18 protein-coding genes are annotated in these 19,177 nt (G+C 62.0%); 12 read left to right on the top strand and 6 right to left on the bottom strand.

The window, feature by feature from the left end:
* Positions 1 to 12 precede the first annotated feature (12 nt).
* The gene (locus JAO85_RS11515) at positions 13 to 570 is read right to left on the bottom strand and encodes an adenine phosphoribosyltransferase (protein WP_003066840.1); all 558 of its coding nucleotides are present in this window, start codon (positions 568 to 570) and stop codon (positions 13 to 15) included.
* 111 nt (positions 571 to 681) lie between these two features.
* On the opposite strand from JAO85_RS11515, the gene JAO85_RS11520 reads away from it, so the two are divergent.
* Genes JAO85_RS11520 through JAO85_RS11535 form a run of 4 tightly spaced genes read left to right on the top strand, consistent with a single transcriptional unit; the run spans position 682 to position 3,655 of the window.
* On the top strand, positions 682 to 1,683 hold the full coding sequence (locus JAO85_RS11520) for an SIS domain-containing protein (RefSeq protein ID WP_003066843.1): 1,002 nt from the start codon (positions 682 to 684) through the stop codon (positions 1,681 to 1,683).
* The gene (locus JAO85_RS11525; RefSeq protein ID WP_039050344.1) at positions 1,683 to 2,243 is read left to right on the top strand and encodes an HAD family hydrolase; all 561 of its coding nucleotides are present in this window, start codon (positions 1,683 to 1,685) and stop codon (positions 2,241 to 2,243) included. The genes JAO85_RS11520 and JAO85_RS11525 overlap by 1 nt, the downstream gene beginning before the upstream one ends.
* Entirely contained in the window at positions 2,240 to 2,860 is a 621-nt protein-coding gene (gene lptC, locus JAO85_RS11530) for an LPS export ABC transporter periplasmic protein LptC (RefSeq protein ID WP_012840326.1), read from the top strand. The genes JAO85_RS11525 and lptC overlap by 4 nt, the downstream gene beginning before the upstream one ends.
* Positions 2,861 to 2,863: 3 nt before the next feature.
* Positions 2,864 to 3,655 carry an SDR family oxidoreductase gene (locus JAO85_RS11535; protein WP_003066849.1) on the top strand — a complete coding sequence of 264 codons (792 nt, stop codon included), beginning with the start codon at positions 2,864 to 2,866 and terminating at the stop codon, positions 3,653 to 3,655.
* A 97-nt stretch (positions 3,656 to 3,752) separates the two neighbouring features.
* On the opposite strand, the gene JAO85_RS11540 is transcribed toward JAO85_RS11535, so the two are convergent.
* Positions 3,753 to 4,241: an RNA-binding protein gene (locus JAO85_RS11540; RefSeq protein WP_003066850.1), complete on the bottom strand. Its 489-nt coding sequence runs from the start codon at positions 4,239 to 4,241 to the stop codon at positions 3,753 to 3,755.
* A gap of 240 nt (positions 4,242 to 4,481) precedes the next feature.
* Positions 4,482 to 4,868 carry an RNA-binding protein gene (locus JAO85_RS11545; RefSeq protein ID WP_003066853.1) on the bottom strand — a complete coding sequence of 129 codons (387 nt, stop codon included), beginning with the start codon at positions 4,866 to 4,868 and terminating at the stop codon, positions 4,482 to 4,484.
* Between the two features lie 494 nt (positions 4,869 to 5,362).
* On the opposite strand from JAO85_RS11545, the gene JAO85_RS11550 reads away from it, so the two are divergent.
* The 6 genes from JAO85_RS11550 to JAO85_RS11575 all read left to right on the top strand — a co-directional run bounded on the left by JAO85_RS11550 (position 5,363) and on the right by JAO85_RS11575 (position 12,376).
* Positions 5,363 to 5,932: a TMEM165/GDT1 family protein gene (locus JAO85_RS11550; protein ID WP_003066856.1), complete on the top strand. Its 570-nt coding sequence runs from the start codon at positions 5,363 to 5,365 to the stop codon at positions 5,930 to 5,932.
* A gap of 217 nt (positions 5,933 to 6,149) precedes the next feature.
* Positions 6,150 to 7,358, top strand: coding sequence for a homoserine O-acetyltransferase (locus tag JAO85_RS11555; RefSeq protein ID WP_202788114.1), 1,209 nt, complete (start codon positions 6,150 to 6,152; stop codon positions 7,356 to 7,358).
* Positions 7,355 to 7,939, top strand: a complete 585-nt coding sequence (gene metW / locus JAO85_RS11560) for a methionine biosynthesis protein MetW (protein ID WP_003066861.1) — start codon at positions 7,355 to 7,357, stop codon at positions 7,937 to 7,939. Before JAO85_RS11555 ends, metW begins: the two co-directional genes overlap by 4 nt.
* Positions 7,940 to 8,240: 301 nt before the next feature.
* Entirely contained in the window at positions 8,241 to 9,725 is a 1,485-nt protein-coding gene (locus JAO85_RS11565; protein ID WP_202788115.1) for a methyl-accepting chemotaxis protein, read from the top strand.
* A gap of 112 nt (positions 9,726 to 9,837) precedes the next feature.
* Positions 9,838 to 11,331, top strand: a complete 1,494-nt coding sequence (locus JAO85_RS11570; RefSeq protein WP_034382370.1) for a M20 family metallopeptidase — start codon at positions 9,838 to 9,840, stop codon at positions 11,329 to 11,331.
* A gap of 166 nt (positions 11,332 to 11,497) precedes the next feature.
* Positions 11,498 to 12,376 (top strand): alpha/beta hydrolase, encoded by an 879-nt coding sequence (locus JAO85_RS11575; protein WP_202788116.1) that lies wholly within the window; start codon positions 11,498 to 11,500, stop codon positions 12,374 to 12,376.
* Here the strand turns inward: JAO85_RS11575 and JAO85_RS11580 are convergent, their stop codons facing one another.
* The 3 genes from JAO85_RS11580 to JAO85_RS11590 form a co-directional block, all read right to left on the bottom strand.
* Positions 12,377 to 13,111 (bottom strand): SOS response-associated peptidase, encoded by a 735-nt coding sequence (locus JAO85_RS11580; protein WP_202788117.1) that lies wholly within the window; start codon positions 13,109 to 13,111, stop codon positions 12,377 to 12,379.
* A gap of 4 nt (positions 13,112 to 13,115) precedes the next feature.
* Positions 13,116 to 13,856: a 16S rRNA (uracil(1498)-N(3))-methyltransferase gene (locus tag JAO85_RS11585; protein ID WP_087865724.1), complete on the bottom strand. Its 741-nt coding sequence runs from the start codon at positions 13,854 to 13,856 to the stop codon at positions 13,116 to 13,118.
* Positions 13,857 to 14,020: 164 nt separating this feature from the next.
* Positions 14,021 to 15,127: an aminoglycoside phosphotransferase family protein gene (locus JAO85_RS11590; protein ID WP_012840315.1), complete on the bottom strand. Its 1,107-nt coding sequence runs from the start codon at positions 15,125 to 15,127 to the stop codon at positions 14,021 to 14,023.
* A 243-nt stretch (positions 15,128 to 15,370) separates the two neighbouring features.
* On the opposite strand from JAO85_RS11590, the gene JAO85_RS11595 reads away from it, so the two are divergent.
* Positions 15,371 to 17,716, top strand: a complete 2,346-nt coding sequence (locus JAO85_RS11595; protein ID WP_237734817.1) for an LPS-assembly protein LptD — start codon at positions 15,371 to 15,373, stop codon at positions 17,714 to 17,716.
* 14 nt (positions 17,717 to 17,730) lie between these two features.
* A complete protein-coding gene (locus JAO85_RS11600; RefSeq protein ID WP_012840313.1) occupies positions 17,731 to 19,158 on the top strand; it encodes a peptidylprolyl isomerase in 1,428 nt (475 codons plus the stop codon).
* The last annotated feature ends 19 nt before the right edge of the window (positions 19,159 to 19,177 follow it).

A 19,177-nucleotide genomic window follows, 5' to 3' on the forward strand; every position in this document is an offset into this window, starting at 1 on the left:
GTGCGGGGCTGCTCAGTGCCCGGCAAAGTCAACCAGAGTGAACAGGGGCAGGCCGCTGTCCTTGAGGTGCTTGGAGCCGCCCAGTTCCGGCAGATCCACAATCGCTGCGCCTTCCACCACGGTAGCCCCCAGCTTTTCCAGCAGCTTCTTGCCGGCCATCATGGTGCCGCCGGTGGCGATCAAATCGTCGATCAGCAGCACACGGTCGCCGGACTTGACGGCATCGGTGTGCAGCTCCACGGTAGCGCTACCGTATTCGAGCTCATAGGTTTCCTCCACCGTGGTGAAGGGCAGTTTGCCTTTTTTGCGGATGGGCACAAAGCCGACGTTGAGCTCGTGGGCGATCACGGCACCCAGAATAAATCCGCGTGCATCCAGGCCGGCAACCACGTCGGGGCGCAGCTTGGGGTCCATGTAACGGTGAACAAAGGCGTCGGTCATGATGCGAAAGACCTTGGGGTCCTGCAGCAGGGGCGTGATGTCACGGAATTGCACGCCCGGCGCAGGCCAGTCCGGCACGGTGCGGATATGGTCACGCAGATAGTCGTTGACGCTGGTGGAAGTTTGCATGTGTCCGCCTGAGTTCTTGAATGCTCGCCAGTGTATGGGCTCGGGCTTGAAATGCGGGCCAAAGGGGTGTTGCCCGCTGCCCGGCAAGCATGGGCTGGCTAAAATCCGGGCATGAATTCTGATGCTGCCAATTCGCGTCTGATCGACGCACCGCGAGCTTTGAACCTGGCCCGCGAGGCCCTGGATATAGAGGCTGCTGCCTTGCGTGCGATGTCGGTGCGCCTCAATGGCGCATTCACGGCGGTGGTTCAGCGCATTCTGCAGCTGCCGGGCCGTGTGGTGGTCATGGGCATGGGCAAAAGCGGGCATGTGGGCCGGAAGGTGGCCGCGACGCTCGCGTCCACAGGGACTCCCTCCTTTTTCGTGCACCCCGCAGAAGCCAGTCATGGCGACCTGGGCATGTTGACACAGGATGATCTGGTGCTGGCCCTGTCCAATAGCGGCGAGACCGATGAGCTGACGGGCGTGTTGCCTGCCATCAAGCGCATGGGCGTGCCCCTGGTGGCCGTGACCGGCGGTCTGCAATCGACACTGGCCAAGCATGCAGACTGGGTGCTGGACACCCATGTCGACAAGGAAGCTTGTCCCTTGAACCTGGCACCCACTGCCAGCACCACGGCCCAACTGGCCATGGGGGATGCGCTGGCCGTGGCCTTGCTCGATGCCCGGGGCTTTGGTGCCGAGGATTTTGCGCGCTCACACCCCGGAGGAGCATTGGGGCGACGCCTGCTGACCCATGTGCGCGATGTGATGCGCCGTGGTGTCGATGTGCCCCAGGTTGCCCAGGATGTGAGCAGCGTGGACCTGATGCGCGAAATGAGTGCCAAGGGCCTGGGCTGCTCCGCCGTGGTCAACGCATCCGGTGAGCTGGTGGGGATCTTTACCGATGGTGATTTGCGCCGCTGTGTGGAAGCTGGCGTCGATCTGCGCAGCCGCACGGCGCAGGACGTCATGCATGCCAGGCCTCTGACGATCAAGCCCGATCTGCTGGCGGTGGCTGCGGCACGCATGATGGAAGAGCATGGGATTACCGCAGTGCTGGTGGCCGATGACAACCAGCGCCTGCAGGGTGTGGTGCATATTCGCGATCTGATGCGTGCCAAGGTGATTTGATGAACCGACCTGCTCTGACACCCCGCCAGCAATGGGACCCACAGTTGCTGCTCAAGGCCCAGGGAATTCGTGTGGCCTTCTTTGATGTGGATGGCGTGCTGACCGATGGCGGCCTTTACTTCTCGGGCGAGGGTGAGGTCCTCAAGCGCTTCCATACGCTGGATGGTCATGGCCTGAAAATGTTGCAAAAGGCCGGCATCACGCCGGCCGTGGTGACGGGGCGAGACTCCGCGCCGCTGCGTTTGCGCTTGAAGCAACTGGGCATTGAACATGCGCGCTTTGGCACGGAGGACAAAGTGCCGGCTGCCGAGTCCATCCTGGCTGAACTGGGTCTGCAATGGCCGCAGGCCGCCGCCATGGGGGACGACTGGCCCGATCTTCCCGTCATGCGTCGCAGCCACTTTTCCTGCGCACCCGCCAATGCCCATGACGAGGCATCGCATGTGGCGGACTGGGTCAGTGCCAAGAATGGCGGAGAGGGGGCGGTGCGGCAGTTCTGCGATCTGCTGCTGGCCGCCAATGGCGCTTATGCGGCGCTGCTTGCGGGGTATGGCTCATGAGCGGGCAATGGCGCCGTGTGGGCGACAAGGCCTCGATGTACCTCCCGGTGCTCATCATGGGTCTGCTGGCGTTGGGCACCTGGTGGCTGGTGCGCAATGCTCCCAAGCCGATTGTCAGTGGCGCGGAGAAGGCCGTGCGGCACGATCCGGACTATTTCCTCAAAGACTTCGTCATCAAGAATTTCGAAGCATCGGGCCGCCTCAAAAATCGCCTGAATGGCGCGACAGGTGAGCACTTTCCCGATACCGATACGCTGGAAGTCTACGACGCACGCATGCTGAGCTTCACGCCTGATGGACGCAAGACCGTGGGCAGCTCCAACCGGGCATTGAGCAATGGCGACGGCTCGGAAATCCAGATGTTCGGCCAGGCCGTCATTCAGCGCGAGCCGGTGCCTGCAACTGCAACCCAGAAGGCCTTGCCTGCCATGCGGCTGGAGAGCGAGTTCCTGCAAATCTGGCCCAATGACGAGCGCGTCAGCACCAACAAAGCTGTGGTCATGACCCGTGGCAACGACAGATTTACCGGTGACAGCATGCAGTACGCGCACCTTGATCAGATTCTGCAGATGCAAGGGCGGGTCAAGGGCGTCATCCAGCCCAGCCAGAAGCCGTAAATCATGGCAGGGCATGGGGCCGGACTCGTCTATATCACCGGTGCCTCCAGCGGCATTGGGCAGGCCCTGGCCTGGTACTACTATCAGCGTGGCTGGTCGATCGCACTGGTGGCAAGACGCACCGTGCTCATGGAGCAATGGGCGCAGTCCATGCGAATGGATGCATCCCGCTACGCCGTTTATGGTGCGGATGTCACGAACATAGCAAGTGCTTGCAGTGCTGCGAATGCCTGTCTTGAGCGCCAGGGCCTGCCTGATGTTGTTATTGCCAACGCGGGTGTCAGCTGGGGTGTGGATACCTCCTTGCGCGAGGATCTTGAGGTCATGCAGCAGGTGCTGGCCAGCAACACCATGGGGCTGGCTGCAAGCTTCCAGCCGTTTATTGCACCCATGGTGCGACGCGGCTCCGGGCGTCTGGTGGGTATTTGCAGTGTGGCTGGTATTCGCGGCCTGCCCGGCCATGCCGCATATTCGGCCAGTAAAGCGGCAGCCATTGCTTACTGTGAGAGTCTGCGTGTTGAGTTGCAGAAATCCGGGGTCTCTGTGACCAGTTTATTGCCTGGCTATGTGGACACTCCGTTGACGAAAAATAATCCGTATTCCATGCCTTTTCTGCTCTCGCCCGAGGAGTTCGCAAGGCGTGCCTTTCGGGTTATAGAGCGCAAAGCCAGATATGCGATTATTCCCTGGCAGATGAGGATTGTCGGCGGCGTAATGCGGGTGCTGCCCGCTTATCTTTGGGATAGATTGACTCTGGGGAAAACCAGAAAGCCCAGGCATCTAAAAAAGGATTGAGTGGAAGACATTGGGAAAATGACTATGCATTTGAATGTCTTCAAAAATAAATAAAGGCACGCTATCGTGCCTTTATTGCTGAGCTGTTAAAAGAAGCTCATTCGCCGTGGTTATTGCCACCACCGTAGCCGCCGCGACCACCGTGGCGTGGGCCTGAGCCATAGGGGCTGCGGAAGCCGCCTTCGCCGCGACCACCACCGCCATAGCCGCCGCCATCACCGCGACCATAGCCACCACCTTCACTGCGGCCACCGTAACCGCCATCGCGATTACCGCCGCCAAAACCGCCTTCACTGCGGAAGCCGCCTCCATAACCGCCGGAGCGAGGGGGGCGGGGTTCCATAGGGCGTGCCTCATTCACGACGAGGCTGCGACCCCCGAGGGGCTGACCATTCATGCCTTGAATGGCGGCTTGTGCTTCTGCTTCGCTGGCCATTTCCACAAAACCAAAGCCTTTGGAGCGGCCGGTGTCTCGTTCCATCATGACGCGTGCACTTGCTACGGCTCCAAACTGGCTGAACGCCTGCTCAAGATCGTTGTCACGCACACCATAAGGAAGGTTGCCGACATACAGCTTATTGCCCATTAATAACTCCTAGCTCCTCAATGCTTCAATGGCGCGATCGAATTCAGGACGTCCACTGCATATCCATGGGAAAACATGCAAAAAATCCTGAACACCTATTCGCTTGTGAACGGGAAATGCCCGAGAAAGGAATTATGACGGAGAACAATGAAAAAAATAAATGCTCGAAAACCGCATTGCTAACGTTTAGCAACAAAAAAAGGATCCGAAGATCCTTTTTTTGTTATTGGCAATAACTGATTAGTAGCTATTGCGACGGCCGTAGCCGCCGTCGCCACGGCCACCGCCGAAGCCGCCGTCACCACGGCCACCGCCAAAACCACCTTCACGACCGCCGCCGAAGCCGCCGCCGAAGCCGCCGGAGCGGGGAGGACGAGGCTCCATGGGGCGTGCTTCGTTCACGACCAGATCACGGCCACCACGGTTTTGGCCATGCAGGCCTTGGATAGCGGCTTGTGCTTCGGCATCGCTGCCCATTTCCACAAAGCCAAAGCCCTTGGAACGGCCGGTGTCGCGCTCCATCATCACCTTGGCGCTGTTCACAGTGCCGAATTCGCTGAAGCTGTCTTGCAGATCTTGGTCGCGGAAGGAATAAGGCAGATTGCCTACGTAAAGCTTGTTGCCCATGCTGGACTCCTGAAAAAACTTGAAAACGCGATGGAGCCCTAGGGAGTCAGCCTTGGATGACAACATTAGAGACGCTAACGCACTTGCCCCATCCAGAAATTGCTTTCCAGACAAAGACTCAAGCATTATGAGTCACAAGAGAAGCCGTAGTATTACGAAAAGATCAAATTTCGTGCTTGTAACAACATTGTCCTGATGGGAGTTACCCTGAAATACAAAATTTTGAATATCCAAATACGCAGATGTCTTACAGGGTTAAGCATGTAGAATGACGGCTACTTTCTTTGGGGAGTAGGCCGTTCGGCAGCCGTCTGCCGGATGCATGCGTCAACAGACTTGGGTCCTCGTGACCTATGGCGCATGCGGTACCGCGTGCAATGCGTGGTGCGACCGGTCGAGACCATTGATTACGTACCGAGAAAACCTATGAAGAGATAGGCCGGAGTCGGTGCGTGGTCAATGCGTTCTGGCAACTCCGGCCGTCTATCCCCATCATGGAAGCCTTTCTCATATCCACCTCCATCGTCGCCCTGGCCGAAATGGGGGACAAGACCCAACTGCTGTCATTGGTACTGGCAGCCAAGTTCCGCAAACCACTGCCCATCGTGGCCGGCATTTTTGCCGCGACGCTGGTCAACCATGCTCTGGCCGGCGCCGTGGGCAACTGGATCACCACGATGCTAGGTCCCGACGTGCTGCGCTGGATCTTGGGGGTTTCATTCATCCTCATGGCGGGCTGGATGCTGATTCCCGACAAGTTAGACGATGACGATACCGGCAATGGCGCCGGGCGTTGGGGTGTCTTCGGTACGACGCTGATGCTGTTCTTCCTGGCCGAGATGGGGGACAAGACCCAGCTGGCCACGGTGGGCCTGGCCGCCAAGTACCCTCTGTCGTATTACTGGGTGGTGGCTGGCACCACGCTGGGCATGATGCTGGCCAATGCACCGGTGGTGTGGTTTGGCGAGAAGATCACCAAGAAGCTGCCGATCAAGACGATTCACCGTGTGTGCGCCGTGATCTTCCTGGTGCTGGGTGTGGCGGCGCTCCTGACCAAGGTGTGAAACTACCGAAAGCATAGCTATTTGCACAAGGCTCAAAAGGCTTGGACAGCTTTGACAGTCTGCTTTTGAGTTCGGTGCAATGAATGCAGTACACTGCACTTTTCACGCGCCGATTTGCCAAAGCTTGCGGGCGCTTTATAAATCCAGCTAAAGACCCGTCCGCGAAGTGACAGTACACCGACCCGGCCTCGTTTTTAGCGATGCCGGGTTTTTTCATATGTCCTTCATCGCGACACCTCAGTTCATGCATTTTGATGAGCCGCTGCCCTTGCAGAGCGGTGGCTCCATCGCCGACTACGATCTTGCCTTCGAGACCTATGGCCAGCTCAATGCCGACAAGAGCAATGCCATCGTGGTCTGTCATGCGCTCAATGCCTCCCACCATGTAGCAGGCAGCTACGAGGGCCAGTCCAAGAGCGAGGGCTGGTGGGACAACATGATCGGTCCGGGCAAGCCCGTCGATACCGACAAGTTCTTTGTCATCGGCATCAACAATCTGGGCTCCTGCTTCGGCTCTACCGGCCCCATGCACACCAACTCGGCCACGGGCAAGCCCTATGGTGCGGATTTCCCCGTGGTGACGGTGGAGGACTGGGTGGATGCGCAGGCGCGTCTGCTGGACCGCCTGGGGGTCGGGAAGCTCGCCGCCGTGCTGGGAGGCAGCCTGGGCGGCATGCAGGCCCTGTCCTGGTCGCTGCGCTATCCCGAGCGCATGCGCCATGCCGTGGTGGTGGCCAGCGCGCCGAATCTCAACGCCGAGAACATTGCCTTCAACGAGGTGGCGCGTCGCGCCATCGTCACCGACCCGGATTTCAACGGCGGCCATTTCTATGAGCATGGCGTGGTGCCCGCGCGCGGCCTGCGCATCGCGCGCATGATAGGCCACATCACCTATCTGAGCGATGACGTGATGAACCAGAAGTTCGGCCGCAGTCTCAGGGCCCCCGCGCTCCTCGCCGAGGGGGGCGACCTGACTCGGGGCGGCCCGGCGCCGGAGCGGCGCGATTACCTGTACAGCACCCAGGATGTGGAGTTCCAGATCGAGAGCTATCTGCGCTACCAGGGCGAGAAGTTCAGCGGCTACTTTGACGCCAACACCTATCTGCTCATCACGCGCGCACTGGACTATTTCGATCCGGCGCGCGCTCATGACGGCGATCTGACTCGGGCGCTGGCCGTGGCCAAGGCCCGGTTTCTGCTCGTGAGCTTCACGACGGACTGGCGCTTCGCACCGGCGCGCAGCCGAGAGATCGTCAAGTCGCTGCTGGAGAACAACCGCGACGTCAGCTATGCCGAGATCGACGCCCCCCATGGTCATGATGCGTTTTTGCTTGATGACCCACGCTATATGGGCGTGATGCGCTCCTATTTTGAAGGCATTGCCAAAGAACTGAACACCGCCGAACGCGCAGGAGAAGCCGCATGACCGAGTTGACCACCATGAAAGCCATTGCCCAGCTGGTGCCCGAGGGCGCACGCGTGCTGGACCTGGGTTGTGGCGACGGCGCGCTGCTCGAGCATCTGGTGCGAGAGCGCGGATGTACGGGCTATGGCGTGGAACTGGACGACGCCAATGTGCTGGCCTGCACGCGCCGCGGCGTGAACGTGCTGCAGCTCAATCTGGAGGACGGCCTGGCCATCTTCGGCGACAACAGCTTCGATGTGGTGCTGCAGATCGACACGCTGCAGCATTTGCGCAATGCCGAGGTGATGCTGCAGGAGACGGCCCGCATCGGCAAGCAAGGCGTGGTTGCCTTTCCCAACTTTGCACATTGGCAAAATCGCTTCTCCGTGCTGCGCGGGCGCATGCCGGTCACGCGTCGCCTGCCTTACCAGTGGTATGACACGCCGAATATCCGGGTGGGCACCTACAAGGACTTCGAGGTGCTGGCCACCAAGAACCGCCTGCGCATTCGCGACTCCTTCGGTCTGCAAAACGGTCAGGTGGTGAGGAGCCTGCCCAATCTGTTGGCGACAACGGCGGTGTTCCACTTCGAGCATGCCTGATTGCTGCTCTTGAAACAGTAGCTAATTACGATTCATTGGCAATGAATCGGGTATTGATTCACATCGAATTCATTGTCTGACAAGAGCTGGAAGCTCTTAAATTTGAGAGGGTTGCACTCCTGCTGCAAGGCGGCGGTGCTGCTGCCGTAATGCAAAAAATGTAAGCAGTTGATTCATAATCAACTGCTTATTTCTTTTTGATCTGAATCAATGCGCCGAAGCCTCGGCAGGTGCGCGCCTTGCCATGCGTTTTAGTTCCCGTCTCATTTTTTGCTCGGCTGCACCTGCAGCCTTGTTTGTTTTGGCGCTGCTTAGCAGCCAGTGGGGGCTGACCCGCACACAGTCCGATTTCAACGACTACCTGAGGAACAACCAAGCCGTGGTGGCTCAGTTGCAGGAGCTGTATGCCCAGGGTCTGCAATCGGGCCAGGCACTGCGCAATATCGTGATGGATCCGTCGGACGGGCAGGCCGTGGAAAATCTTGGCAATGCCCGTCGGGCCTATGACGCCGCCTATGACGATCTGAGCCGGCGCGTGCAGGGCACGGCCATGGAAGTCGCCGTCAAGAGTCTGCAGGCCTTGCGCCAGGCCCAGTCCGAAGCGCAGGACCAGATCGTGAATCTGGCGGCCGAGGACTATGACACCGCCGCCGCCGCGCTCAAGACCCGGGAAACCCCGGCTTGGCGCAAGCTGCGCGAAGACGTGCTGCAACAGCTCAAGGCGGCCCGTGATGCGGCCGACGCATCGCATGCGGCCACTCGTGCCAGCGCCCAGCGCATGCAGCTGTGGTCGGGTCTGCTGGCCCTGCTGGCCGTGGTCATCTCGGCCGCGCTGCTCTGGGTGATGGTGCGCACGCTGCGCAGCGAGCTGGGCGGAGACCCGGCCGATGCGCGCAAGGCGTTGCGCCGCGTGGCCGATGGCGATCTGACCGGTGGGAGCTCGGGCGGCATGGCCCGGGGCCTGATGTCCGATCTGCAAACCATGCGCGGCGCGCTGCGCGAACTGGTCCAGCGCGTGCACGGCGCATCGGTGCAGATGCAACATGCCTCCAGCGAGATTGCTCAGGGCAATGCCGACCTGTCTGCCCGTACCGAAAGCCAGGCCAGCGCGCTGGAGGAAACGGCGGCCAGCATGGAGCAGCTCAACGCCACCGTGCGCCAGAACGCCGATAGCGCCCAGACGGCCAATCGGCTGGCGCAGAACGCCTCGCAAGTGGCCCGGCAGGGCGGTGCCGTGGTGGCGCGAGTTGTACAGACCATGCAGGACATCAACACCAGCAGCTCGCGCATTGCCGACATCATCGGCGTCATAGACGCCATCGCCTTCCAGACCAATATCCTGGCACTGAACGCGGCTGTGGAGGCTGCACGCGCCGGTGAACAGGGCCGAGGATTTGCCGTGGTGGCCAGCGAGGTGCGCGCCCTGGCGGGGCGCAGCGCCGATGCGGCCAAGGAAATCAAGACGTTGATCACTGCCAGCGTGGAACGCGTGGCAGACGGCAGTGCGCTGGCCGACCAGGCAGGTCGCACCATGGACGAGATCGTCAGTGCCATTCACCGTGTGACGGACATCATGGGCGAGATCAGCGCAGCGAGTAGCGAGCAGAGCGCAGGTGTGGCCCAGGTCGGCGAGGCTGTCATGCAGATGGACCAGGCCACGCAGCAAAACGCTGCCCTGGTGGAGGAAAGCGCAGCCGCTGCCGAGGGGCTGCGCCAACAGGCCGAAAGCCTGTTGAGAGAGGTTTCCCGCTTCCAGTTGGAGCGTGGGGCGCCGGCATTGCACTAAACCCTGATCCACCATGTCAATGCCTGAGGCGCAGGCACCTGCATTGGCGCACAATCACGGGCATGGCGCGAGCCCGTCATGGCTCGTAGCCCCGTCACTGAAGGAGCCGACCATGAACGCACGTACTCCCACCAATCTGCTGCAGCCACAGGACGCGCTGCAGCACATCACCGAGCAGTGGGACCAAAGCATTGTCCCCGAGCTGACCAACTACATCACCATCCCTGCCAAGTCGCCCATGTTTGCCCCCGACTGGGAGCAGCAAGGCCATATCGCCACCGTGCTGCGCAATGCTGCGGCCTGGGTGGAAGCGCAGAAGGTGGCCGGGCTGACGCTGGAAGTGATTCAGCAGCCGGGTCGCACGCCGGTCATCTTCTTCGAGGTGGAAGGTACGGCCGAGAAGGCCTCGACCAGCCCCACGGTGCTGATGTACGGCCACCTCGACAAGCAGCCCGAGTTCGAAGGCTGGCGCAGCGATCTGGGTCCCTGGACGCCCAAGTACGAGGACGGCAAGCTCTACGGGCGTGGCGGCGCCGACGACGGCTATGCGGTCTATGCCAGCGTGGCGGCGATTCAGGAGCTCAAGCGCCAGAACGTGCCTCACCCCCGCATCGTGGCCATCATCGAGACCTGCGAGGAAAGCGGCTCGGCCGATCTGCTGCCCTATGTGGATGCCTTGCGCCCGCGTCTGGGCGATGTGGGCCTGGTGATCTGTCTGGACAGCGGCGCCGGCAACTACGACCAGCTGTGGCTGACCACCAGCCTACGCGGCATGGCCAGCGGCACGCTCAAGGTGCAGATACTCACCGAGGGCGTGCACTCGGGCGATGCCTCAGGTGTGGTGCCCTCGTCCTTTCGCATCATGCGCCAGGTGCTGGATCGTCTCGAGGACAGCAAGAATGGCCGTGTGCTGCCGCAGAGCTTTCACTGCGAGGTGCCGGCCGAGCGCATGGCTCAGATCCGCGCCACGGCGGAGATCCTCGGCGAGGACGCTTATGCGCGCTTTCCCTGGGCGCATTACGACTGCGGTGGCTCGGCCCGTGTGTCCCTGCCCACGACCACCGATCCTGTCCAGGCCCTGGTGCGTCGCACCTGGGAGCCCACGCTGAGCGTGACGGGGGTGGAGGGCATGCCCAATCTGCAAAATGCCGGCAATGTGCTGCGCCCCTACACGGCCTTCAAGCTCAGCCTGCGCCTGCCGCCGCTGGTCGATGCCGCAGCCTGCGTGCAGGAGATGAAGGCCCTGCTGGAGGACAACGCGCCCTATGAGGCCAGGGTGACCTGGGAAGGCCTTTCAAGCTCCAGCGGCTGGAATGCGCCGGGCATGGACGGCTGGTTCGAGAAGGCGCTCAATGCCGCCAGCCAGGCCCATTTCGGCGCCGGCTGCGGCTATATCGGCCAGGGTGGCACGATTCCGCTGATGAATATGCTGAGCAAGGGCTTTCCCAAGGCGCAGATGATGGTCTGCGGCGTGCTCGGACCCAAGAGCAATGCCCACGGCCCCAACGAGTTCCTCCATGTGCCCTATGCCAAGAAGCTCACGGCGTCGGTGGCCGAGGTGATTGCCGCCATGGCCCGCCATCAGACGGAGCCGGACCAGGCCTGATCGCGGCATTGAAAATAGCTGCTGACGCTTTTCCAGAAAGCGCCGGCAGCTATCCTTTTGGTGGCGATAGTGTTGAATTCCCAGGGACGGGTCGAGGATTGCCACGGTTGACGCGGGCGGGGGGCGGCTGCATCCTGCAAGCTCTTGCCAGCTGAAGAGACCGTGCATGACGCCTACCGATACCCGTACCCAGACGACGCCCCGGCTGCTGCATATGGCCGCATCGGACGCCACCCAGCTTGCGCTGCGCGACTGGCCGCTGGCGCCGGGAGTCAAGCCCCGTGCCCAGGTGCTGCTGGTGCATGGCCTGGGCGAGCACAGCGGCCGCTATGCCGCGCTGGCGCAGCGACTCAACGAGCTTGGCTTTGCGGTGCGGGCCTATGACCAGTACGGCCACGGCCTGTCGGGCGGGCCGCAGGGCGGCCTGACCAGCGATATGCGCTTGCTCGACGATCTGGCCGTGGTGCTCGATGCCACGCGTGCTGCCATGCCCAGGCATCAGCCCCTGGTGCTATTGGGGCACAGCCTGGGTGGACTGGTGGCTGCGGATTTTGTCGCGTCCGGCCTGCGTCATGTGGACGGGCTGGTGCTGTCCTCGCCGGCGCTGGCCCTGCATCTGTCGGGTGTGCAGAAGGCGCTGGTGGCGAGCCTGCCCAGGCTGCTGCCCAATCTGCGCGTGGCCAATGGCGTGCAGTCCGCGCATCTCTCGCATGATCCGGATGTGGCTCTGGCCTATGACGCCGATGCACTGCAGCACCGGCGCATCAGCGCCCGGCTGGCGAGCTATATGGCCGAGGGTGGCCGCCATGTGCTGTCCAAGGCCACGGCCTGGTGCGTGCCCACGCTGCTGCTATGGGCGGGCGAGGACAAGCTGGTCAACCCGGCCGGCAGCGCGGCCTTTGCCGCCCAGGCGCCACGCGATCTGGTGCAGTCCCAGTGCTTCGAGGCGGCCTATCACGAGATCTTCAACGAGAGCCCCGAGCTGGCAGCCCCCGTGTTTGCGCGATTGGAGCAGTGGCTGGAGCAGCAGTTTCCAGCCCCCTGATTACCACTGCTGTGGTGGCTGCTTGCGGCCTTTTTCCACGGGGTTGGCACGCAGTTTTTCCGCAGGGTAGGGGCGCAGAAACTCCTTGGCCTTGTTCACCTTGGCATTGAGCCAGGCGTCGTATGCGCCTTCGTTGAGGATGGCTGGCATGGCCTTGTCGTTGCCGGGCTGGCCGTAGCGGTTCATCAGCGCATGGGCATTGGCATTGATGGTGATGAGGGCATAGCTGACAATGACCTCGCCGTCCTCGCCCACCCAGCGTGCCCAGACACCGGCGGCGCCCATGGGCTGGTTGTCCACACGGGTGATGCGTGTGGGCAGGGGCTTGCCGGGGCGCAGGTCGTCGACCTGAAAGGCCTGCAGCGGCACGATGCAGCGCTGGCCTGCCAGCCAGGCATCGCGAAAGGCCGTTCCCGTGGTCAGATTGTCGATTTTTGCATTCACCAGCTTGAGCGCGCGCAGGCGGCCGTCCGAGGCCGATTTGACCCAGTGCGGCACCAGACCGAAGCTGGCCGGCACCAGCAGCCGTTCCACCGGCAGTGCGGGTGCTCCTTCTTTAGGAGCTGTAAACGTACGTCCCAAGAGCGTTGCAGAGGACTCTGTGGCAGCGTTGATGATGATGCAGCCGAGGCGGCGCGGGGTGATGATGCTTTCGGGCCTGGGCTCGGGAGCCTCAACGCGAAAGTTCTGCAGATAAAACTCGGGCTTGGCCAGAGAGAGATGACAGCTGCTCATTGATTTACTCCAGGGCCAGCAGGGACAGGGCGGCAACAGATGCCGTTTCAGCGCGCAGCACGCGGGAGCCGAGGCTGGCAGGCTTCCAGCCCTGCTCCAGCGCCCAGTCTTCTTCCTGGGCGGTCAGACCCCCTTCGGGGCCATGCAACACCCAGACCGCCTGAGCATCGCCGGCGGCAGTACGCAGCGGTTGATTGCCTTCGCGCAGCGACAGCACCAGACGCGTCGCATCGGTGGCAGGGGCATCCTTGCTGCGTAGCCAGTCGGCCAGCGGCAGGGGCGCGTGAATCACGGGTACCTGGTTGCGGCCGCATTGCTCGCAGGCCGAGACGGCAATCGACTGCCAGCGCTCGATCTTTTTGTCGGCGCGGTCGCCCTTGAGCTTGAGCACGCTGCGCGCCGCCATCACGGGCTGGATGCTGGCGACACCCAGCTCGGTGGCTTTTTCCACCAGCCAGTCCATGCGCTCGTTGGCGGGCATGCCGACGACCAGGTGCACGGCACGTGCGGCTTCGCGCTCGGCGGGGCTGTGGCTGTCCACGCGCACGCCCACATCGCTGCGGCCCATGTGGGTGATGGTCGCCTGGAACTCGCCGCCGGTAAAACCGTTGCCGGTCTGGCCCTCAAACAGGGTGATGACATCGCCGGGCTGGTGGCGCAGCACCTGCACATGGCGGGCGGCACCTGCAGGCAGGTCCAGCTCGTTGCCGATGTGCAGTGGAATAGGGCAGTGATAGCGCGGCATAGGGGGAATTGATATTTGTTACTTGCGGTTAGAGCTGCTTCGCAGCCTGTAAAACTGGCACCCTCTAACCTAGGGACACCGCGCAAGGGCCGCCCCGCAGCGCTGGTGTCGTCCCCCTCCGCGAAGCAGAGAGGGGGAAGCCGCAAAGCGGCTCAGGGGGGTGTTCACATCCGCCCGTAGGCGTAACCGACCTGCGTCTGGATACCCTCGATCTCGTCGATCAATTTAAGGAACGGGCCCAGCGCGCGGTAGCGGTTGCAGGTGGATCGGATGTAGTGGATGAAACGAGGCGCATCGGCCAGATACTTGGGCTTGCCGTCGCGCAGCGTCAGGCGCGCAAAGATACCCGCAACCTTGAGGTGGCGCTGCAGACCCATCCATTCAACCCCACGGTAGAACTCGCCGAAGTCATCACCCCAGCCGCTGGCGCTGTTGGCGCCCACCAGGCCGGCCTTGCGGGCCTTTTCCCAGTAACGGATGGTGATGTCGATGATGAAGTCCTCTTCCCAGCTGATGAAGGCATCTCGCAGCAGGCTGGCGATGTCATAGGTGATGGGGCCGTAGACGGCATCCTGGAAGTCCAGCACGCCCAGCGGCGCGCCGCTTGCCACAGGCTGCATCAGGTTGCGCATCATGAAGTCACGGTGCACATAGACGCTGGGAGCCTGCAGATTGTGGGCGACGATCTGATCGAAGGTCTTGCCGAGCAAGGCCTGCTGCTTGTCGTCCAGCGTGAACTGGCGGTGCTTGGCGATGTACCAGTCGGGAAACAGCTGCAGCTCTCGGCGCAGCAGGGCCTCGTCATAGAGAGGCAAGCTGCCGGTATTGCCGGCCTTGGAGGCCAGTTGCCAGTCCAGCAGCACCTCGATGGCCGAGCGGTACCAGGCTTCGGCATCCTGGGGTTTTTCGGGGTTCAGAGCCTCGATGACGGTCTGGCCGCCCAGGTCGCTGAGCAGCATGAAGCCATGAACGGCATCCCAGTCCAGGATCTGCGGCACGCACAGGCCGGCCTGGTTCATCAGGCCCTGAACCTTGGCAAAAGGCGCGCAATCTTCCTTGTCTGGCGGCGCGTCCATGACGATCAGGCTGCTTCCATCGCTGCGATCCAGGCGCAGATAGCGGCGAAAGCTCGCATCTGCTGAAGCGGGGCGCAGGGTTGCGGGAAGCAGCTGGTGCTTTTGAGCCAGAGGTGCCAGCCAGGCGTCGAATGCGGCGTGGCGGGCAGAATCTGCCCAGGCAACGCCAACTGTGGGGGTGATAGGAGCGGTCATGGATAATCGGATTTTACAAACCGATGCCGCCGCATCTGTGGACAGTGGTGCTAGGCTCTCGGTTTTCTGTTGACGTGTGCCTGGGCACGCGCGCTTTTGACGTTCAAGATCATCGTGCAATCCCCATCCCATCCGCGAGATTTCCTACCTGCCTGCCCTGCCCGTTCGACGCGTGCGGGAGCTGCTCGGCCGGTGATTCGTCCTCTGGCATGGGCTGTGGCACTGGCATGGGCGGGTGCTGGCATGCAGGCCTATGCCCAGTCGGCCGAAACGACAGCGTCGTCCTCCGGCAGCGTCGCGGGCGAGCTGCCAGCCTTGGAACTCAAGTCCAGCAGCGCGCTGCAGGAGAGCTATCCTCAGGAAGTGCGTGACCAGCAGCCCATCTATATCAAAGGTGACAGCCTGTCCGGTCAGCCCGATCTCAAGGCCTCGGTTCATGGCGAGGCAGAGTTGCGCCGCGGCGACACCATGATCCGCGCGGACAAGCTCGACTATGCGGTTCCGGACGACAGGATCAACGCCGTGGGCTCGGTCCACATCAACCAGGCCGGCAATGTCTACGAGGGTACGGTGCTGGATCTGCAGATGGATGCCTTCAAGGGCCAGTTCGACAATGCCAACTATCGCTTTCTGGCCACGGGCGGCCATGGCGAGTCCTCGCGAGTGGATTTCATCGACAAGGATCGTTCGGTCGTCCATGACGCCACCTACACCACCTGCCAGCGCGATGACGAGGCCAGCTGGGAGCCGAGCTGGGTGCTCGAGGCCAAGACCATTCATCTGGACATGGCCGAAGAGGTGGGGGTGGCCGAGGGTGCGTCCCTGAAGTTCAAGGGCGTGACCGTCCTGCCCGTGCCGCGCATGAGCTTTCCGCTCTCGGACAAGCGCAAATCGGGCCTGCTGCCGCCCATGATAGGCATGGACAAGCTCGGCGGCATCGAGTATTCACAGCCCTATTACTGGAATATCGCCCCCAATCGCGATATGACCATCACGCCCACGCTGATGACCAAGCGCGGCGTGAACCTGACGGGACAGTTCCGCTATCTGGAGCCCAGCTACTCGGGCGAGACCTATGCCAGCTACATGCCGGGCGACAATCTGCGCAACCGTGATCGCTGGGGTTATTCCTGGCAGCATCGTGCGAGCTTCGATACGCCGGTCGGCGGTCTGGGGCTGAACCTCAATCTGAACCGCGTCAGCGACGGTGATTACTGGCGCGACTTCCGCCTGGCTCCCGTGGCGCTGCGCCAGCGCCTGCTGCCCAGCACGGCCAATCTGAGCTGGGCCAAGGGCGATGGGGTGCTGAGCCTCAATGTGCTGCGCTATCAGGTGCAGCAGGATGTGACTTCGCCGATTGCGCCGCCCTACAGCATGGTGCCGCAGCTGCAGTACCGCTACACGCCGCTGGACCTGCCGCATGGGCTGGATTTCTCCGTGGTGGCCGACACCACACGCTTCGAGCTGATTCGCCCCATCACGGGTCAGGTCGGCAACAACGGCCAGCGCAGCTATGCGCAGGCGCAACTGAGCCGGCCATTCCTGTCTCCCGGCGCCTTCATCACGCCCAAGCTGATGCTGCATACCTCCATGTATCAGACCGATCAGCTGATGAGCAACGGCAGCAAGAGCGCCAACCGCACTCTGCCCACCTTCAGCCTGGACAGCGGCCTGATCTTCGAGCGCGACACCTCCTGGTTCGGCAAGAATCTGTTGCAGACCTTCGAACCCCGGGCCTTCTATACCTATACGCCCTATCGCAATCAGAGCATGCTGCCGCTCTACGATACGGGTCGCAGCGATTTCAACTTCGCGAGCATTTTTTCCGAGAACGACTATGTCGGTCAGGACCGCATTGCCGACAACCATCTGATGACGCTGGGCGCGACCTCACGCTTCATCGACCCCGAAAGCGGTGCGGAAAAGCTCAAGTTCGCCGTGGCCCAGCGCGTTCGCCTGTCCGATCAGCGCGTGCTGCTGCCCGGTGAGGTGGCTGCTACCAGCAAGCTGTCCGATATCCTGCTGGGCGCGGCCTTCAACTGGACCGACAAGTGGTCGCTGGAAGGCACGACCCAGTACAACAAGGACTTGAACCGCACGGTGCGTACCACGGCCACGGCGCGTTACAGCCCGGGCAACTATCGCACCTTCAACATCGGTTACCGCACGCAGCTGGATACGGTCACCAAGAAACCCTCCAGCGAACTGGTGGACGTGGGCTGGCAATGGCCCATCAACGACCTTTGGGGTGACAAGGGCAAGGAACTGGGCGCCGGTCGTGGCCAGGGCGGTGGCCGCTGGTATGCCGTGGGCCGCCTCAACTACTCCATCAAGGACAACAAGCTGGTGGATACCGTGGTCGGCCTGGAATACGACGGTTGCTGCTGGATTGGCCGTGTGGTGCTGGAACGCCTGCAAAGCTCGGTCATCCAGTCGAATCTGCGTTTGCTGTTCCAGATGGAGTTCGTGGGCTTCTCGCGCCTGAGTTTTGGTGCCGATCCCACCTCCAGTCTCAAGCAGAATGTGCCGCGCTATCAATATTTGCGTGAGGCGGTGACTCCGCCCAGCCGCTTTACCAATTACGATTAATCAAGGCTTTTTTCATGCGTTTTTTCTCCAAGACATCCAATGCATGTGCTGTTGCCGTGGCACTGGCTGTAATGGCTGCCGGTGTGCAGGCCCAGGGCCTGAAGAGCCCCGGCAGCAAGGCCAAGGCTGGCAATGACTCCTCCATCTCGCGCGCATTGGAGGCGACGGCCCAGCCCTCGGGGCGCCAGGCTCCGGTAGCCGCACAGGGTGTTCGCTCGGCCGATTACATCGTGGCCGTGGTCAATTCCGAACCCATCACCAATAACGAAGTGCGTGCGCGCATGGAGCGCGTTGCGCAGAACGTGACCGAGCAGGGCGGGCAGCTGCCGTCCCAGAGCGAGCTGGCCCGCCAGGTTCTGGAGCGCCTGATTGTCGAGCGCGTGCAGTTGCAGGAAGCCAAGGACACGGGCATCAACATTGACAACATGACGGTCGATCAGGCCGTGGCCAATGTGGCGCGCCAGAACAATACCGACAAGGCCGGCCTGGTGTCGCGCCTGAAGGCCGAAGGGATTTCCGAAGCGCAGTTCCGTTCGGAGATCCGCAACCAGATGCTGATGCAGCGTGTGCGCGAGCGTGATGTGGACGGTCGCGTCAAGGTCGGGGAAGCAGACATCGATCGCTATCTCAAGGACCAGAAGCGCCCCGGCGATGCGGCTGCGGGTGCCGCAGCCAATCTGGGCCACATCCTGATCACCGTGCCTGAAAACGCCAGCCCTGCCGTGGTGGCGGAGCGCGAGGCCAAGGCCAAGCAGGCGGCAGAAGCCGCTCGCAAGAACCCCGACTTCATCGCTGCCGTGCGGGAGTTTTCGGATGTCCCCAACGGTCAGGGTGGCGGCGCCATGGGCATGCGCCCCATGAGCGATTACCCCGAGCTGTTTTCTCAGCAGGTGGGCAATTCGGCTGTCGGTGCCATCGTCGGTCCGTTTCGTTCGGGCGCAGGTTTCCACGTGCTCAAGGTGCTGGAAAAATCTCAGGCCGGAGCACCTGTATACATCACGCAGAACCACGCCCGCCATATTCTGCTGACCGTAGGCGATGGCATGACCGAAGCCCAGGCGGCCAAGCGTCTGGAGGACTACAAGCGTCGTGTGGAAGCCGGCCAGGCCACCTTCCAGCAACTGGCGCAGGAGTTCTCCAAGGACGGCAGCGCGCGCAACGGCGGTGATCTGGGCTGGTCCTCGCCCGGCCAGTTCGTGCCCGAGTTCGAACGCGTGCTCGACAACCTGCAGCCGGGCCAGATCAGCAACCCCGTGGTGTCGCGTTTCGGCGTGCACCTGATCCAGCTGATCGAGCGCCGCCAGGAAAAGCTCACCGAGCGCGAGCAGCGCGAAATGGTGCGCAACGTGGTGCGCGAGCGCAAGGCCGAGCAGGACTACGAAACCTGGCTCAAGGAACTGCGCGGCAAGGCCTTTGTGGAATACCGCGAGCCACCCCAATAAGCCCATTCAATCCGCTTGA

Origin of the sequence: Comamonas sp. NyZ500, assembly GCF_016772095.1 — a bacterium.
GTDB classification, from domain to species: domain Bacteria; phylum Pseudomonadota; class Gammaproteobacteria; order Burkholderiales; family Burkholderiaceae_C; genus Comamonas; species Comamonas thiooxydans.

Coding starts and splice junctions, on each gene's coding strand:
- JAO85_RS11550 (WP_003066856.1), top strand. CDS start 5,363: ATGGAAGCCTTTCTCATATCCACCTCCATCGTCGCCCTGGCCGAAATG.
- JAO85_RS11540 (WP_003066850.1), bottom strand. CDS start 4,241: ATGGGCAATAAGCTGTATGTCGGCAACCTTCCTTATGGTGTGCGTGAC.
- JAO85_RS11520 (WP_003066843.1), top strand. CDS start 682: ATGAATTCTGATGCTGCCAATTCGCGTCTGATCGACGCACCGCGAGCT.
- JAO85_RS11515 (WP_003066840.1), bottom strand. CDS start 570: ATGCAAACTTCCACCAGCGTCAACGACTATCTGCGTGACCATATCCGC.
- JAO85_RS11595 (WP_237734817.1), top strand. CDS start 15,371: ATGCAGGCCTATGCCCAGTCGGCCGAAACGACAGCGTCGTCCTCCGGC.
- lptC (WP_012840326.1), top strand. CDS start 2,240: ATGAGCGGGCAATGGCGCCGTGTGGGCGACAAGGCCTCGATGTACCTC.
- JAO85_RS11570 (WP_034382370.1), top strand. CDS start 9,838: ATGAACGCACGTACTCCCACCAATCTGCTGCAGCCACAGGACGCGCTG.
- metW (WP_003066861.1), top strand. CDS start 7,355: ATGACCGAGTTGACCACCATGAAAGCCATTGCCCAGCTGGTGCCCGAG.
- JAO85_RS11525 (WP_039050344.1), top strand. CDS start 1,683: ATGAACCGACCTGCTCTGACACCCCGCCAGCAATGGGACCCACAGTTG.
- JAO85_RS11590 (WP_012840315.1), bottom strand. CDS start 15,127: ATGACCGCTCCTATCACCCCCACAGTTGGCGTTGCCTGGGCAGATTCT.
- JAO85_RS11555 (WP_202788114.1), top strand. CDS start 6,150: ATGTCCTTCATCGCGACACCTCAGTTCATGCATTTTGATGAGCCGCTG.
- JAO85_RS11585 (WP_087865724.1), bottom strand. CDS start 13,856: ATGCCGCGCTATCACTGCCCTATTCCACTGCACATCGGCAACGAGCTG.
- JAO85_RS11600 (WP_012840313.1), top strand. CDS start 17,731: ATGCGTTTTTTCTCCAAGACATCCAATGCATGTGCTGTTGCCGTGGCA.
- JAO85_RS11535 (WP_003066849.1), top strand. CDS start 2,864: ATGGCAGGGCATGGGGCCGGACTCGTCTATATCACCGGTGCCTCCAGC.
- JAO85_RS11580 (WP_202788117.1), bottom strand. CDS start 13,111: ATGAGCAGCTGTCATCTCTCTCTGGCCAAGCCCGAGTTTTATCTGCAG.
- JAO85_RS11545 (WP_003066853.1), bottom strand. CDS start 4,868: ATGGGCAACAAGCTTTACGTAGGCAATCTGCCTTATTCCTTCCGCGAC.
- JAO85_RS11575 (WP_202788116.1), top strand. CDS start 11,498: ATGACGCCTACCGATACCCGTACCCAGACGACGCCCCGGCTGCTGCAT.